Origin of the sequence: Granulicella sp. 5B5 (assembly GCF_014083945.1) — a bacterium.
In the GTDB taxonomy this organism is placed as follows: Bacteria; Acidobacteriota; Terriglobia; order Terriglobales; family Acidobacteriaceae; genus Granulicella.
On record NZ_CP046444.1, the window covers coordinates 3,074,578 to 3,091,003 of the forward strand.

Here is a 16,426-nt window from a genome sequence, read left to right on the forward strand (position 1 = left end):
TAGAAAACGAAATTGTTTGAGCCACTTGTTGGGATGAAAGTTCGTATCCACTAATAATTTGAGGGTAGCGCAGCGCAGCCTTGACGCGGTATGCGATGCGGTAATCTTATGACTAGCGTGGCTCTATCTTCCGATATGAGACGCTAATAAAGCGTAAAGACTGGACAAGTTTTGAAACTTTATACAGATTCGCACTGCATATCATGAGTCGTACTTCACGAATAGCGCTGGGGATGGCGGGGATTGTCCTTATCGCCTATGCAGACCGCTCTCTGAGCGACGCCATACCGCTGGGATTGCTCTATCTCCTGCCTGTAACGTTGATTTCTACAGCGCTTCGCCGCTGGCAGATACCCCTGTTAGGGATTATCTGTGCCTGCATTGCGGAGTACGCGGACAGCTATCCATGGAGCGTGCGACAGGGAGTTCCTCGCGATTCGCTTTATTTCTTTGCCTACACGGCTGCTGGCCTTTACGTGTATGAAGTGCTGTCGCGACGGCAATCTGAGCGCCTGCAAACCCTTGATCTGGAGGTGGAGATTGAGGCGCGGCGCAGAGTGGAGGAGCAACTTCGGCTGGTGGTGACAAACTCATCCATAGCGATTGTTACGGCAGATGAGGCGGGCCTCATCCTGCAAGCCAATGATGCGGCTGAACGGTTGTTTGCGGGCGAGATGACGGCATCGGGGCAAAGCGTGAAAGGTCAGCAACTCGATGCTTTTCTGCCATCACTTGCGAGAGTGCGTATCGGGGGCAGCGGCTGGGAGCATCTTAGAACGATGATGCAGTGCCAAGGAGTGCGGACCGACCAGGAGCCGTTTCTCGCAGATGTGTGGATGTCGTCCTACGGCACTTCGAGCGGCGGCCGGTTGACCGCTATGATCGTCGACTCCTCGACGGACGTCAGAGAGCGCGAAGAGGCCAGCCTGCAGCAGGTTCTGGTTGGGTCAAAGCTCGCAATAGGAGCGATGTCGCATGAGATCCGGAACATCTGCGCCGCTATATCCGTTGTTCAGCAAAATCTGCGTGCGCTGGAGCCCCACGGGCATGGGCAGGAAGACTTTGAAGCCCTGAGTCAATTGGTCCGCGCCCTGGAGCGCATTGCATCCATCGAGCTATCGATGGTGAAGCGGCACCAGACACGTTTGAATCTTGGAGCTTTTCTGCGGGAGCTGCGAATTATCTTCGCGTCGTCTCTTCGCGAGCTCAATATTCATCTGGATTGGCAGGTGCAATCCGATCTGCCGGAGGTATGGGCAGACTCGCAGAGCCTCCTGCAGGTGTTCCTGAATCTGCTTAGGAATTCCGAAACCGCTCTTAGCGAGGTGCAGGACCCGTGGCTGTCTGTTGAAACTTGTGTTACCCGAGATATGCTCGTTGTGCGTGTTTGCGACAATGGGCCAGGGGTAAAACAACCGAAGCATCTGTTTAGCCCATTTGGCGCGGGTTCTACTGTCTCAGGGCTGGGCTTGTATCTTTCGCGAGCGATGATGCGTGGCTATCACGGTGAACTCCACTACGACGCGAGCGGCCCTGGAGCAGTATTTCTGGTGCAGCTCGAGATCGCTAAGGTCAATGTATGATTCCAGCGCCATCGCAGTCCATAAGACTTCTGTTGGTCGATGACCACATGCTTTTTCGCGAGAGCCTTCGACGGCTTCTCGACGGAGAGACGGGCATCCACGTGGTGGGCGACTATTCGTCATCGGAGAATGTTCTTCAAGCCTTGCGCCGCGGGCTCAGGTTTGATGTGGCGCTTCTCGACTATGACCTTGGACCGCCGGAGAGGAATGGTTCGAGTGGGCTCGATCTTGCGCGTCAGATTCGCGCGGTGTCACCGGATGCGGGCATTCTGATGGTGACTGCGGGTATGGATACCACTCTTTTACGGCAGGCAATCAAACAACTGGGCGTTGGCGTTTTTCTGAAGACGGAACCTACAGGAGAGCTATTGCTCGCGATTCAGAAGACGATGCGAGGCGAACAGTGGATTTCGTCGCGCGCGTCTCTGGCGCTGCTGTCCGAGCAGGTGGGGCAAAAGTCGGACTCTGAGGAACGAGGGGACTTCAATGAACGTGAATCGCGTGTGCTGCAGGCGGTGCTGGAAGGGAAGACCAATAAGGAGATCGGAGCCCAGATCGGGCTGAGCGAGAGTGCGGTGAAGGCGGTACTGCAAAGGTTGTTTGAGAAGACCGGTGTGCGGAGCCGCTCGCAGCTTGTGCGCTATGCGATCGAATCGAGAGGCGCGCGGCGGGAGTGAAGTTTTCCTCCGGAAAACTGCGATATAGTAGTAAGAACAGGTGCTCTCGCGAATGCTCTCTGAGCCGTTTTACGACCCGGCGCGGTCGTATCAGGACAACTTCGAGCACGGCCCGTTCGGCCTCTTTGCCGACACACGACGCATTCCTCCCCCAGATGAGATAAGCCACAGCTTTCTTGGGTTGCCGGTGGCGACTCCTTTCGGTATTCCTGCGGGTCCACTGCTGAATGGGAAGTTTGTGAAGGCCGCGCTGGATAAGGGTTTCGATCTGCCGGTCTACAAGACTGTTCGGACGAGCAGATATCCATGTCATCCGTGGCCGAATGTGCTCGCGGTGAAGGTGGATGGGAACCTCGATACGGGGCGCACGCTTGTGGCCAGTGAGGACTATGGCGAACCACTCTCTATTACGAATTCGTTTGGGGTGCCCTCGTATGATCCTGAGTTCTGGCAGCCTGATATGGCGGATGCTGTGCGGCATGCCGGGCCGGGGCAGGTGGTGATTGGAAGCTTTCAAGGGACGAAGTCCGAGAATGGCAGCGTCGAAGCGTATATTGCAGACTTTGTGACTGGTGCGCGGCTGGTGAAGCAGACCGGCGTGAAGATCGTTGAGGTGAACCTGAGCTGTCCGAATGAGGGGCCGGCGAACCTGCTGTGCTTCGATATTCCGCGCGCGAGAGCCGTGGTGGAAGCGATCAAGAATGAGCTGGGCGAGACTCCACTGTTAGCGAAGATGGCCTACTTTGGAGACGACGAACGGCTGACAGAGTTCCTGCGTGAAGTAGGTAGCGTTGTGGATGGCCTCTGTGCGATCAATACGGTGTCGGCGACGATTGTGGATGCGCATGGACAGCAGGCGCTGCCCGGCGAAGGGCGGTTGAACAGCGGTGTTTGTGGAGCGGCGATCCAGTGGGCGGGGCTCGCGATGGTGCAACGGCTGGCGCGGCTGCGTGAGTCGCTGGGGTTGAAGTACGAGATTGTGGGTGTCGGTGGCGTGGGAGATGCCGCGGCGTTTGACAGCTATCGGCGGGCTGGTGCGGATGTTGTGATGTCTGCGACTGGAGCGATGTGGAACCCGCGCCTGGCACAACAGATCAAGGAGCAGGCCCATGAGTTGTAAGCGCGAGGTTGCTGAGGCGCTGGTGGAGATTGGCGGTGTGGGCTTTCGGCCAAAGGACCCGATTACGTTCAAGTCGGGGATTCAGTCGCCTGTGTACTGCGACAATCGCCGTTTCCCGTTCCATCCGGCGCAGTGGAGCAAGGTCATTCGTGGTTTTGAGGCAATGATTGCTGAGGACAAGATCGCGGTGGATGTTGTCGGCGGGGTTGAGGCCGCGGGGATTCCGCATAGCGCTGCACTGGGTTTCCATATGCAGAAGCCTTCCGTGTTTATTCGCAAGGAAGCCAAGGGGCACGGCACAAAGAAGCGCGTAGAAGGCGGCGATGTGAAGGGTCTGCGGGTGGTGCTGGTTGAGGACCTAGTGACGACCGGCATGAGCAGTCTTGCTGCGATTGAGGCGCTGCGCGGGGAAGGCGCGGTCGTTGAGGATTGCATGGCGATCATCAGCTACGGGTTTGCGGAAGCTGTTGAGGCGTTTGCGAGGGCTGGGGTTCGGTTGCACGCGGCGACGGATTTTGATGCGGTGCTCTCAGTTGCGGAAGAGCGTGGAGTTGTGGATGCTGCCGGCGTTGCGGTGGTTCGGGACTGGCTTCGCGAGCCGCATGGATGGGCGAAACGGCAGGGGTTCGAATAGAGCATGAGTGACGTGATCTCCAAGTTCGAGAGGCGAGCTGAGGCTGTGACCTCGCTAGTTTGTGTTGGCCTCGATCCTGAGATCGAGCGGATTCCTGAACGATTTCTGGGTGACGCGCTGCCGTTGTTTGCGTTCTGCCGCTGGATTATCGAGCAGACTCATTCGTATGCAGTTGCGTATAAGCCGAATATGGCGTTCTTTGAGGCACGCGGAGCGTTAGGGTTTGAGGAGCTGGCGCGCACAGCAGAATATCTGCGCAATGAGCATCCTGAGATCGTGACCGTTTGCGATGCGAAGCGCGCGGACATTGGCAATACCAATCGCGGGTATGTGACGTCGATCTTTGATGCGATGGGTTTCGATGCGGTGACGCTGCATCCGTATCTGGGACGTGAGGCGCTGGCGCCATTTCTCGAACGGAAAGACAAAGCCTCTATCATTCTGTGTCGCACGTCGAATACGGGTGCGGGTGAGTTTCAGGACCTGGTCTGTGAGGGCAAGCCGCTGTGGGAACGCGTTGCTGCGCGTGTGAGCGCAGAGTGGAATGCGAATGGCAACTGCATGTTGGTAGTTGGTGCGACGTATCCGAGCGAGATGCGCAGGATTCGTGAGGTTGCGCCGAGGATGCCGTTTCTTGTGCCGGGTGTGGGTGCGCAGGGTGGCGATGTCGCTGCGGTGGTTACTGCCGGGCTGGATGCGAAGGGCAAAGGACTGTTGATCAGCAGCTCGCGCGGGATACTGTTTGCCGATGATCCGGCTGCGGCTGCGCGGCTGTTGCGGGATGAGATCAACGTTGCGCGGGAGACTGTTCATGCTGCGCGTTGAGGGCACGATCGCCAATCATGACCGGGTGTTTGAAGGTGCGATCGAGATTGATACCGATTCAGGATTAATTATTTCGGTGGGGCCTAAGACTGGGAAGAGCGATCTTGACGTTGGCGATGCGGTGATCTTTCCTGGGTTTGGGGACATCCACATTCATGCCCGTGAAGATGCCAGCGGGACGCAGATGTACAAGGAAGATTTTGTGACGGCGTCGGATGCTGCTCTCCATGGCGGCGTGGTGCATGTGGCGGACATGCCGAACAATCCAGTGGCTCCGGTGGACGATGCTCGGTATGCGGAGAAGGAGAGGCTGACGGCGAAGTCTGTGGTGCATGTGACGCTGTATGCGGGCATTGGGCCGGAGACCGAGCCGCTGCATCGGCATGTACCGTACAAGGCGTTTATGGGGCCTTCGGTGGGTGATCTGTTCTTTGCCTCGCAAGAGCAGCTTGAAGGCGTGATTGCGAAGTATCGCGGACGCAATGTGAGCTTTCACTGTGAAGACCCTGTGATTCTGCAGGAGAGCAAGGGCGCAGCGACGCATGAGGCACGAAGGCCGGCGCGAGCGGAGATTACGGCGACCGAGTTTGCGCTGTACCTGATCGAGAGGTACGAACTGCAAGGGAAGTTGTGTCACTACTCGACTGAAGGCGGGCTGCCGAAGATTGCGGCAGCGAAAGCCAAAGGCGTGCGCGTGACGGCTGAGGTGACGCCGCATCACCTGTTCTTTGATGAGACGATGCTGACGGATGAGAACCGGATGGCGTTGCAGATGAATCCTCCGTTGCGCGGGAGTGCCGACCGGCTGGCGCTGATTGAAGCTCTACGGAGTGGACTGCTGGATTACGTTGCGACCGATCATGCTCCGCATACGCTGGAAGAGAAGGCTCATGGTGTGAGCGGCGTTCCGCTGCTGGATACTTACGGTGCGTTTGCTACGTGGTTGATGCGTGAGCATCGGTTTACGGCGCAGGAGATTGCGCGGGTGTGTGCGTACAATCCGGGACGGTTTGTGAAGGAGTTTCTGCCACAGAGTTTTGGTGAGGGTTATGGGGTGGTGGCCCCGGGATTTGTGGGGTCGTTGACGGTGCTGGATCTGAACTCGCCGTGGATGGTGCGGCGCGAAGAGATGCGGACGAAGTGTGCGTGGTCGCCGTTTGAGGGGTTCACGTTTCCGGGCCGGGTGAAGGCGACGGTTGTTCATGGAAAGGTGTACCAGAGCTGAGTATGGAGAAGCTACGACATGTGATCAGCGCGCGGCAGTTCGACGATCCGGAGTATCTGAACGGATTGTTCGATGTTGCCAACCAGATGGAGCGGGACGATGTGTTCCGTGCGCTGACGGACCCGCTGCGTGGGCGCATCCTGGCGACGTTGTTCTATGAGCCGAGTACGCGGACGCGGTTCAGCTTTGAGGCTGCGATGCAGAAGCTGGGCGGCGGCGTGCTGACGGCGGAGAACATGCGCGAGAGCAGCTCGGCGACCAAGGGCGAGACGATCGAAGACACGATCCGGATCGTGAGCGGCTATGCGGATGCGATTGCGATTCGGCACTACGAGCAGGGGACTGCTGAGGCTGCGGCGCGGATCTCGCCGGTGCCGGTGATCAATGCCGGCGATGGCGTGGGTGAGCATCCGACGCAGGCGCTGACGGATGTGTATACGATCCGCAAGGAGCTGGGGCGGTTGAGCGGGCTGCGGGTGGTGCTGGTGGGCGACCTGCTGAATGGGCGGACGATCCACTCGCTGCTGCCGCTGCTGGCGTTGTACAAGGATGTGCAGGTTGACCTGGTTTCTCCATGGCAACTGCGGCTGCCGCTGAAGCACCGCGAGTATCTGCTGGAGAAGCATGTGGCCTTCCATGAGAGTGAGAAGCTGGATGGTCTGATCGAGCAGGCGGATGTTTTGTACATCACGCGGGTGCAGAAGGAGCGGTTTGCCACCGTGGAGGAGTATGACGCGGTGAAGGACAGCTACATCCTGGATGCTCGGATGGCTGACCGGTTGAAGCCGGAGGCGATCATTATGCATGCGCTGCCGCGGGTGAATGAGATCTCGCCGGAGGTGGATGCGAATGCGAGGGCGGCGTACTTCCGGCAGGCGAAGAATGGTCTGTACATCCGGATGGCGCTGTTGAAGACGCTGCTGGCTTAGCCCCTCCCCCGCTTTAGGGCTAAAATCCGCTTGAATATAGGCTTAGCGGTGGATACCACCTGTGCATGAGATTGGCTCCTACTTCTATTTTAGTGGATTGGTAAGACTGATGGTGCGCCCGGGCTTGGGGCAGGGCAATTCCCAATAACGTCATTACAGTCGATTGCGAAAGAACCGCCACGCCTCCCTGATCCGCTCCGTGTGGGAGAGGATGTAGTCTGCGTTGAGACGCTCCCGGTCATAGAAGTACAGGGAGAGGGCCTGGGTCGGCTCTGGTACGGTCGCGAGATTTGGCTCGATGTAGTTGGCGCTTTGAGCTGAAGAAGAAGCGATACCCGTCTCTTGAGCATAGCTCCAGTCCTCGTTGCCACGTATCTGTATCGGCCGTGCCTTCATATCCCGGCGTGGCGTTAGCGGGAACTCCAACTGAATACCTGCCTGCAACCAGCGTTTTGAATCATTCGGCGTTACCGTATCCTTGAAATACAGTGACACCGACGTATCCCCGAAGAACCGCTGCATGCTTACCATCGAGCCGGTATCCTGTCCCCAGAAACGTCCCGCTGTTCCCTCAAAGGCCAGATCGTGATGTGCGAGGAAAAACCGGTAGGAACCGAGCAGCACACTGCGAGTAGCACCACTGTCACGCCCCCATGATTGGAGTACTTTGACGCGGTTCATACCGCCCCCAAGGGTCCAGCTCAGCTCATTGAGCATGCCATTGGTGGTGGTTAGAATCTTGCCTCCGCCCAGGTTGGCCACCAGCCCCGGAGCCAGTGGCAGCGCCTGAAAGAACATCAGACGATCAAGCTGTGCTGGGGTGTGGTAAGACGCATAGACCTGTCCGCTGTCGAGGTTGCCACTCCATGCTACCGGGAGGTCCCAACGGGCCACACCAGTCGCCCCCCGCCAGAGCGGCAACTGCAATTCCGGTCGGATGGAGAGTTGGTAGTCGAAAACTCCATATTCGGTCCCGACCAAGGTCGTCAAAGACGGATACACCATCACCGAGGGCTTGAGACGTCCCGGGTTATCATTTCCAGCGACGAAGTTGACCCCATCTTCGCTCGTCAGTTTCTGAGACACAATGAGAGTCGGTGCATTGGTCGGCTCGCTCGCCTCCAGCCAGTTGCGCAGCGGCAGAAGCTGGGTTTCGATCTGCAGAAGCGCCAGCCCTTTGCGCCTTATCACCAGCCGGAGTTGTTCGGCGTCGTTTACGGCAGTCTGGCTGACAATCCCGGCAACTACCCCGATTGCATCAAGTTCGCTGTGGTTGTAGCGGATGTTCTCATACTCCACCACAAGCGTCTTCCCCTGTAATCCCACCCGCACATTGACAAAGCCAGCCTTGACCAGACGGTCCCGCAGCGCCTCCAGCGATCCCGGTTCTACATTGTTGCTCGGGGAGATTGGTTTCGGAACCGGCATCACGGTGCCGGCCTTGACCAGGCTGTCAAGCGGCACCATCACTGGCACCGGTTCCGCATCGTTGCTCTGAGAGCTTGGCATTGGAGCCGGTGGCTGCACTTTTCTGGCGGTGAGCGCACCCCAGAGAGTTCTTTGCACCGGTGGTTTTCCGGAAGCCATCGTCGACGCGTCACCGTGACGGGTCGATCGTTTGAAGTCAAGCGGGATGTTCAAACCGCCGCTTATTACCAGCCCTTGCGTATGCTGAACCGGTGTGGAGAAGGTGACCGTCAACCGGGCCGGGATATAGGGAAGTGCCGGAGCGATCAGACGCACCCCCGCATTCGTGTTGCGGGTATCATAGTCCCCCAACAGGGTCACCCAGTCATATGCCCTGAGTTCCATGCCGCCGAACGCCCCTTTCATCCGGTCCGGTCCGAGGCCATAGCCTGCAGACACCCGCAACCAGCCAAGAGGATCAACCGAACCAGCTACATACTTCGTCTCGATGAAATGAGTCTGCCCTCCCACATCCTGCATTCCCACTGCGAGGGCCGGGGAAAAGCGGAAGCGGGAGGTCAGCGGGTCGGTGGACAACTTCCAATTCATGGACAGATGCCGGATGGCCGATGCCGGCGGGACGAAGGCGGCATTGGTCAGGCTACCGCCAACCTCGGCAAAGTTGAACAGCCCGACCGAGAAAAGATAGTTGTCCTCCCATTTGGGGACCCCGACTTTCGGAAATTTGTCCTCCTGGTTGCTGTAGAGGAGGTCGAAGGTCCCCTCCTGTTGAACATGGGCATTGGGGGTATTGAGAATACCGGAGAATCCCTGCAGGGAAAGAGCCGAATCCTGATTGGCTTGTGCATACAAGCCACGGCCAATAGTGAGGCAGAGCAGTACCAGAATGGCCTGAGCTCTTAGTTTCATGGCAAATTGCACCTCATGAGGTGGTAGATACATCTCCAGTGGCTCTCATCGTTACTTACCCAGTTTTCGAATTCCGGGACTACGAATCCCGTGCAAAATCCCCCAGGAGAGCTGATTGAGTGGATAATGGGCAGAAATACTCCCCCAAGTTCGGCGCGGTCTGCCAGATGTTTTATGTCAGGAGCGGAATCAGTCTAGCACAATGAATTTGCCTCAAAATTTGCCAATCCATATGAGCACGAAAACGCATTCTGAGCGAAGCCGATAGAGGGAAGTGGGCTCCGAAGGAAACCGGGCGTCCGAGGCCATTTTGGGCAGCGTTATTCATTTTATTGGGTAGCTTCATCTATCTGTGATGAAAGCCTCAGTTGCTCGGCTGGTTCAGAGGCGTAGGTCGTGGCGCCTATTGGAACACTATGGCGTCACAGTGCACTGATATGGTGCCGGTAAACGGCAGATATGGTATGGTGATCGCAGGTAAAGCATCGTACTCTAGAGGGGACATTCGCAATCGTGAAGTTGCGGGGAGCACCCGAGGCGCTGTCTACCAACATTGACTTTCAAACCAAGCTTATATTCTGCAGTTGGATTTTCCGCCGGTCCTGTTCACCTGAGGCTTGATGCTCTTCGGTGTCCGCGCGCAACTCAAAGGAGGATTCACTGTGCAAATCCACAAGAAGGCTCTCTCTCTCTCTCCTCTGCTGATTGCTACCTTAGTGGGCTGCGGGAGCACCTCGTTACCGTCATCCCCGCCATCTACCCCCCCCTCGACAGGGCTGGCCGGCAAGGTTGTTCAGGGGGCGGTCAGCGGTTCTACTGTTTGGGCTGACAGCCTCGCATCGGGTACTCGCTTTGTCATTGACTCTGCTGAGTTGAGCACCCAGACCACGACAGATTCCACTGGCGCATTTACCATCAAGGCAACACCGACTTACAAGTATGTGATCGTGTCACAAGGTGGTACTGACACCATCACGGGTAAGACAGCCGACACCCTGCTTTCCCCTGGTGGTGCACAGACGGTCTCCCCGCTCACGACATTGGTTGCGTTGGATACAAGTGGCAATCTAGCGAGCACCATCAACGCGCTCCTTCCTGCTGGAACAACATTTGACAGCGACCTCACCGCCACGGGAGGTCTGACTCCGGCCGCGATGGTGCTACTCACTTCGATCACGACAGCCGTTACCTCTTTTGATGCGACGATTCAGAGCACTGCAAGCAGCAGCAGTGCTACGCTGACCGCGCAGCAGATCAACAACATCAACTTGGCCCTGTACAGCCAAATGGCCATTCAATTCGCTACCCTTCCATCGACATCTCTGTCGAATACTGCGACTTTGGCGACCAACATGCAGACTTCTCTGTCTACCGCCATTGCTACGATAGCAACCAATAACACCAACATTACTCTGCAAAATCCCAGCACGCTTGCCGCGACGATTGCCAACAACTCTGTCGCCACTGCGGCTAATGTGGTTGGCAATGCAACGGGAGATACCAATCTACAGGGCGTAACGGCGAGTAACGTACAAACTACAGGAGTGCCTGCAAGTACAAGCAGTGCCGTGACTGAATTGACTGTGATGTCTTCAGGAAGCAACACGCAAATCGTTAACAGCACCATTACTTCGGTAGTTTCTTCGACTGCGGGCAGCGTCACGGTTACCTCTACTCCGTCATCCTATTCACCGCCGCCTATTCCCATCGTCAACAACCCGACAGTGATTGGTTACCAACTGGTGGTCGCAGCAAGCGGCAACCAATGGAACGTATCTAGCTTCACGATCACTTTCAGTGACGATATGATTGCAACGGCTTCTGGCGGCTCGAACTATGCCCACTCCGTATTGAACCCTGCAAATTACCAGTTCTCCCAGCCAGGGTGCACTCCATCCTCATATGCCTCCAACGTGGTTACTTTCACCTGCAGCAGCCTGCAATCTGGCAATTTCACCGTTACAATTCTCAAATCAAGCAGCAATGGTGGTGTCTTGGCAGGTTCCACGTCATTAGGCCTGCTGGTTGACAATACAAAGATCTTTACCTTGCCAGCTGCAACCGGCAGCACCGGCGGCAGTAGCCTCAGCCTGTTTTAGCCTGTTCCGCAGAAATGGGAATTTATAACCTACCATTGGGCAGGACGCCACTGAGTCATTTGGAGCAACGGCAGCGCCGCCATTGAGTGTCGTCTGAGTGGCTGCAATCGGCTGAGTGACGAGTATAGATATGGAGCACGGGAGCTACCCCCGTATAAAGAGGTTAACTCTGGTGGCGTACAAAGTTGGTACGGTTCGCCTGTACCGCTTGTAAGTGTTTTATTTTGCAAGGAATAAAGTGGTGGCCAGAGACGGGATCGAACCGCCGACGCCGGCCTTTTCAGGGCCGCGCTCTACCACTGAGCTATCTGGCCTTGGGAACTGCATGGCTCAGGACGCATCGCCCTTCGCAGCTAAAGCGCGCGGCCAAGTCCGCCCGCTCCAGCTCGTGCGTTTCGAATCTGTCGCCTGCCTGTCAGGAGGGAACTGGCTACGGCGTCGCGGAACTTCATAGGCGCGCCTGAACGGGAAACCGCTCAGCCATCGAGAACGTCCCGCTTAGTATACCAACGACTGCGGCTCTCGCCAAACTCGCCTCGCTTTTCTTCATCTTGCCGCCGCAAGGCGGTACGATGAAGTCCATACATTCATCGCTTCGGAGCTCATTGATGTCGTTCGTCCGCCGTTATCTTCTCGTTGCAGCCGCACTCGGCACGTTCGCACTCACTGCCGTGGCGCAACTCCCCACACCCGCCGAGCAGCGCACTGCGCGCGCCTTCGACGCTGCCAAGAAGCTTGGCAAGCCCGCGCTCTACGCCTTCCTAGAGCCCATGCCCAAGGGCGCCGACCTTCACATGCACCTCTCCGGCGCCGTCTACGCTGAGACCTTCCTTCGTGAAGCCGTCGTGCAGGGCCTCTGCGTCGACACCGCCACGCTCAGCCTCGCCGCTCCGCAAGCCAGCAAGTCCTGCGCCAAGCCCGAACTGCCCGCCGCGGACATCCTCAAGGACCAGCATCTTTATGACGCGCTCGTCGATAGCTTCTCCATGCGCGGCTTCGTCCCCACGCCCGGCGTTACTGGTCACGACCAGTTCTTCGCCACCTTCGCTCGTTTCGGTGCGGCAAAAAATCCTGGCGAGTGGCTCGATGAGGTCGCCACCCGCGCCGCCACTCAGAACGAGCAGTACCTCGAGATCATGCAGACGCCCAGCTTCGGCCACGCTGCCGTGCTCGGCTACAAGCTCGGCTGGCCGACAGATGCCACCGTGCACATCTCTATCAACGAGCTCGTCGCGCTCCGCACTGCTCTCCTCTCGCTCGGCCTCAAAGACGAAGTCACCACCGACATCAAAGAACTCTCCGGCGCCCTCGCCGCGCGCGCCGCGATCGAGCACTGCCCCGCGATGCAGAACGTCACGCACTCCCCCTGCAGCGTCGAGATCCACTTCCTCTACCAGGTTCTCCGCGCCTTCCCGCCGCAGCAGGTCTTCGCGCAGACGCTTCTCGGCTTTGAGGTTGCAGAGGCCGCGCACAAGGCCAACCCCGCATCTCCGCTCGTCGTCGGCATCAACTTCGTGCAGCCTGAAGACGACCGCCGCGCCATGGCTGACTATCATCTCCAGATGCAGATGCTCGACTACCTGCACTCCGTCTACCCTGACGTAAAGCTCTCACTCCACGCCGGCGAGCTAGCCCTCGGCCTCGTCCCGCCCGAAGGCCTCACCTTCCACATCCACGAAGCCATCGACCTCGGCCACGCCTCGCGCATCGGCCATGGTGTCGACGTCATGTACGAGCACGACGCCCCCGCGCTCCTCAAGCAGATGGCCGCCCAGCACATCATGGTCGAGATCAACCTCACCTCCAACGACGTTATCCTCGGCGTCAAGGGCAACGATCATCCGCTGCACAGCTACATGGCCGCGCACGTTCCCTGGGCGCTCTCCACCGACGACGAGGGCGTCAACCGCAGCGACCTCACGCATGAGTACGTGAAAGGCGCCTTCGAGCAGGATCTTAGCTACCTCGACCTCAAGCGCTCCGCTCGCACCTCGCTTGAGCACGCCTTCCTCGCTGGCAGCAGCCTCTGGGCAAAGCCAGACGACTTCGCTCATCGCATCGACGCATGCGCCGCGCCCATCACCGCGTCCAGCAAACTAACCTCCACCTGCGAAACCTTCCTCAACTCGAATGAGAAGGCTGCCGCGCAGTACGAACTCGAGCACCGCTTCGTCATTTTCGAAGCAGAGCAGCACTAGCTTTTTTGTTTGTCATTCCCGCAGGGAATCTGCGTTTCGCTTATGCCAGCAGCGGACTCGTCCCCAGCTCCGCTGCTACACTCAACACCGTCACCAATCTGCTCAGGAGACTACCGTGCTCAAGCGCATCGTCCTCGCCGCCGTCCAGTTCATCGCCTTCGCCATCCTTCTCGGCATCGGGGGCTACTGGGACATCGTCCGCCTGGTCCTGCAGCTTCGCCCCGGCCTCAAATGGTTTGCCGACCTCTTCCCGCTCCTCCGCTTTCAGGTCACCGCGAACCACGTTCTCGTCGCTAATGGCATCCTCTTCGCTGGCATCCTCTGCGTGCTTATTCTCTTGATTGAGGCGTTGCGCAAGGCATCGCGTTCCACCATGCTCATCACCGTCTCCACCTACGTGGTCGCTGTCATACTCAGCCTCGCTCTCAAGATCGGCTTGCCGCCAGCTTCTTAATGGAGGGAGTAGTTTCACCCACCCAGTACCTTTGTTGTTCCTCTTTGAAACCATCTCAAGTTCGCTGTACGAACTTTCCTGCATATGCAATTTTTGTCGCGTCTCTGCAAGGCAAGCGCTTGCGCTGTGTCTCAGCAGCATCAGCGGTCTCCTCATAAACGGCGTCATTGCAGCGGATAGCAAACAATATGCCTGGCTGCTAACGTGTCGTCGGTTCTATTTGTTGTATCTCGTCTCACGCCGCGCTGATTGAATACGGCAAATCCTCCGGTAATTTCTGCACAACACAGCCATCGCGGGCCTTGCGATTCATCGTCAAATTCGGCACAACGGCTGCGCGAACCTTGCTACATTGGTACATATTGATCGTGCAGCCCTTGCGTAGCATCGCACTTTGCGTCTGCGCAACAGCCTCACGATATCGATACCGTACGAAGGGAAACAGCTACCCCGTTTGGCGATAGAGCCAAACCTCTGGCGATAAAGCACCTCAGCCATTTGCCCAACACGACGCTGACCTTTCATTGGAATTAAAAGGACCCTGACCCCCGCATGAGCCTTCCCACCTTCGACATCTCTGAACGCAAAATTGCTTATTTCTCCATGGAGATCGCACTCTCCAAGGCTTTGCCCACGTACTCCGGCGGCCTCGGCATGCTCGCGGGCGACACGCTCCGCTCCGCAGCCGACATGGGCGCGAACCTCGTCGCTGTTTCACTCGTCCATCGCCGCGGCTACTTCCGCCAGCACCTCGACGCGCAGGGCCAGCAGACCGAGACCGACGTCCCCTGGAACCCTGAAGATCTGCCCTCCGCCGGCCAGACCGTCGTCCTGCGCCTCCAGAACCGCGACATCACCATCCGCGCCTGGCGCTTCGATGTCGTTGGCGTCACCGGCCACATCATCCCCGTCTTCCTGCTCGACTCCGACATCGAAGGCAACGACCCCTGGGACCGCCGCCTCACCGACCACCTCTACGGTGGAGACACCTACTACCGCCTCTGTCAGGAGGCCATCCTCGGCCTCGCCGGCATCCATCTTCTGCACGCCCTCGGCTGCCAGCCCGAGGTCTGCCACATGAACGAGGGCCACGCCTCGCTGCTGACCATCGGCCTCCTTGAGGCCCGCCTCGCTCCCTCGCCGCTCAGCGTCGCGACCGACGCCGACGCCGAGGCCATCCGCCAGCAGTGCGTCTTCACCACGCACACTCCCGTCCCCGCCGGGCACGACAAGTTCGGCATCGACCAGATGGTCAACGTCCTCGGCCATGAGCGCGCCACCTGCATCGACCACTTCGGCTGTCTCCACGACAACCTGCTCAACATGACCTACCTCGCTCTCCGCTTCGCCCGCTACGTCAACGGCGTTGCCATGCAGCACGGCAAGGTCTCGCAGGCCATGTTCCCCGGTTACGACATCCACGCCATCACCAACGGCGTGCACGCGGCCACCTGGCTCTCCGCTGGCTTCCAGCAGCTCTTCGATAAAGAAATCCCCAGCTGGCGCGAGGACAACAACTACCTCCGCTCCGTCTACGGCATCGAGCCCGCAGTCATTGAGCAGACTCACGCTCTCGGCCAGCAGCGCCTCTTCGCCACTGTCAAGGAGCGCACCGGCGTCGAGCTGGATCCCAACGTCCTCACGCTCGGCTTCGCGCGCCGCGTCGCCACCTACAAGCGCGCCACGCTGCTCTTCCACAACCCGGAGCGCCTATTGCAGATCGCCGAAGCCCTCGGCGGCTTGCAGATCCTCTACGCTGGCAAGGCCCACCCCGCCGACAACGCCGGCAAGGCCCTCATCCGCGACGTCTTCAAGGACGCCGCGCAGCTCAACAACTCCAAGCTCCGCATCCTCTATCTCGAGAACTACGACTGGGACCTCGGCGAGCAGCTCACCAACGGCGTCGATGTCTGGCTCAACACGCCGCTCCGTCCGTATGAGGCGTCCGGTACCAGCGGCATGAAGGCCGCCGTCAATGGCGTTCCGTCGCTCTCCGTCCTCGACGGCTGGTGGATCGAAGGCTGCGCCGAAAACTCCACCGGCTGGGCCATCCCCGACCTCGACAACGAGGCTGCCGAGGCCGACGCGCTCTACGGCAAGCTCGAGCATTCCATCGCTCCGCTCTTCGCCAACAAGCCCGCCTGGGCAGAGATGCAGCGCCACTGCATCGGCATGAACGGCAGCTTCTTCAACACCCACCGCATGTTGGGCCAGTACATCTCCAACGCATACTTCCCCCCGGTCACGGTTTCGGCGGCGGTGCCCGCCACCGAACCACAACCTGTCCTGGCCTAACCGGCAGACGGTTCCCAGCACCTCGACGCCTTGCTTCGGCAAGGCGTCGT

Annotated in this window: 12 protein-coding genes and 1 tRNA gene; 11 read left to right on the forward strand and 2 right to left on the reverse strand. The window is 58.5% G+C overall.

Annotated elements, in window-relative coordinates; translation table 11 throughout:
* Nucleotides 1-203: 203 nt before the first annotated feature.
* The 7 genes from GOB94_RS12900 to pyrB are packed head-to-tail and all read left to right on the forward strand — an operon-like array spanning nt 204 to nt 6,993.
* Nucleotides 204-1,583, forward strand: coding sequence for an ATP-binding protein (locus GOB94_RS12900; protein ID WP_182276299.1), 1,380 nt, complete (start codon nt 204-206; stop codon nt 1,581-1,583).
* A 32-nt stretch (nt 1,584-1,615) separates the two neighbouring features.
* Entirely contained in the window at nt 1,616-2,260 is a 645-nt protein-coding gene (locus GOB94_RS12905) for a response regulator transcription factor (RefSeq protein ID WP_182276300.1), read from the forward strand.
* Between the two features lie 52 nt (nt 2,261-2,312).
* A complete protein-coding gene (locus GOB94_RS12910) occupies nt 2,313-3,380 on the forward strand; it encodes a dihydroorotate oxidase (RefSeq protein WP_182276301.1) in 1,068 nt (355 codons plus the stop codon).
* A complete protein-coding gene (pyrE, locus tag GOB94_RS12915) occupies nt 3,370-4,014 on the forward strand; it encodes an orotate phosphoribosyltransferase (protein ID WP_182276302.1) in 645 nt (214 codons plus the stop codon). Before GOB94_RS12910 ends, pyrE begins: the two co-directional genes overlap by 11 nt.
* Nucleotides 4,015-4,017: 3 nt before the next feature.
* Nucleotides 4,018-4,839: an orotidine-5'-phosphate decarboxylase gene (gene pyrF, locus GOB94_RS12920; RefSeq protein WP_182276303.1), complete on the forward strand. Its 822-nt coding sequence runs from the start codon at nt 4,018-4,020 to the stop codon at nt 4,837-4,839.
* Nucleotides 4,826-6,064 (forward strand): amidohydrolase family protein, encoded by a 1,239-nt coding sequence (locus tag GOB94_RS12925; protein ID WP_182276304.1) that lies wholly within the window; start codon nt 4,826-4,828, stop codon nt 6,062-6,064. Before pyrF ends, GOB94_RS12925 begins: the two co-directional genes overlap by 14 nt.
* Nucleotides 6,065-6,066: 2 nt before the next feature.
* Nucleotides 6,067-6,993, forward strand: a complete 927-nt coding sequence (gene pyrB, locus GOB94_RS12930; RefSeq protein WP_182276305.1) for an aspartate carbamoyltransferase — start codon at nt 6,067-6,069, stop codon at nt 6,991-6,993.
* A 153-nt stretch (nt 6,994-7,146) separates the two neighbouring features.
* Here the strand turns inward: pyrB and GOB94_RS12935 are convergent, their stop codons facing one another.
* Nucleotides 7,147-9,330, reverse strand: coding sequence for a YjbH domain-containing protein (locus tag GOB94_RS12935; protein ID WP_182276306.1), 2,184 nt, complete (start codon nt 9,328-9,330; stop codon nt 7,147-7,149).
* Between the two features lie 662 nt (nt 9,331-9,992).
* Between GOB94_RS12935 and GOB94_RS12940 the strand changes: the two genes are divergently transcribed.
* Nucleotides 9,993-11,429: a hypothetical protein gene (locus tag GOB94_RS12940; RefSeq protein ID WP_182276307.1), complete on the forward strand. Its 1,437-nt coding sequence runs from the start codon at nt 9,993-9,995 to the stop codon at nt 11,427-11,429.
* A 239-nt stretch (nt 11,430-11,668) separates the two neighbouring features.
* On the opposite strand, the gene GOB94_RS12945 is transcribed toward GOB94_RS12940, so the two are convergent.
* Nucleotides 11,669-11,743 (reverse strand) — tRNA-Phe (locus GOB94_RS12945).
* Nucleotides 11,744-12,037: 294 nt separating this feature from the next.
* On the opposite strand from GOB94_RS12945, the gene GOB94_RS12950 reads away from it, so the two are divergent.
* From GOB94_RS12950 to glgP, 3 genes are all read left to right on the forward strand, one after another.
* Nucleotides 12,038-13,627, forward strand: coding sequence for an adenosine deaminase (locus tag GOB94_RS12950; RefSeq protein WP_182276308.1), 1,590 nt, complete (start codon nt 12,038-12,040; stop codon nt 13,625-13,627).
* A 115-nt stretch (nt 13,628-13,742) separates the two neighbouring features.
* The gene (locus GOB94_RS12955) at nt 13,743-14,081 is read left to right on the forward strand and encodes a hypothetical protein (RefSeq protein ID WP_182276309.1); all 339 of its coding nucleotides are present in this window, start codon (nt 13,743-13,745) and stop codon (nt 14,079-14,081) included.
* Nucleotides 14,082-14,633: 552 nt separating this feature from the next.
* Nucleotides 14,634-16,376, forward strand: coding sequence for an alpha-glucan family phosphorylase (gene glgP, locus GOB94_RS12960; protein ID WP_182276310.1), 1,743 nt, complete (start codon nt 14,634-14,636; stop codon nt 16,374-16,376).
* Nucleotides 16,377-16,426: the final 50 nt, after the last annotated feature.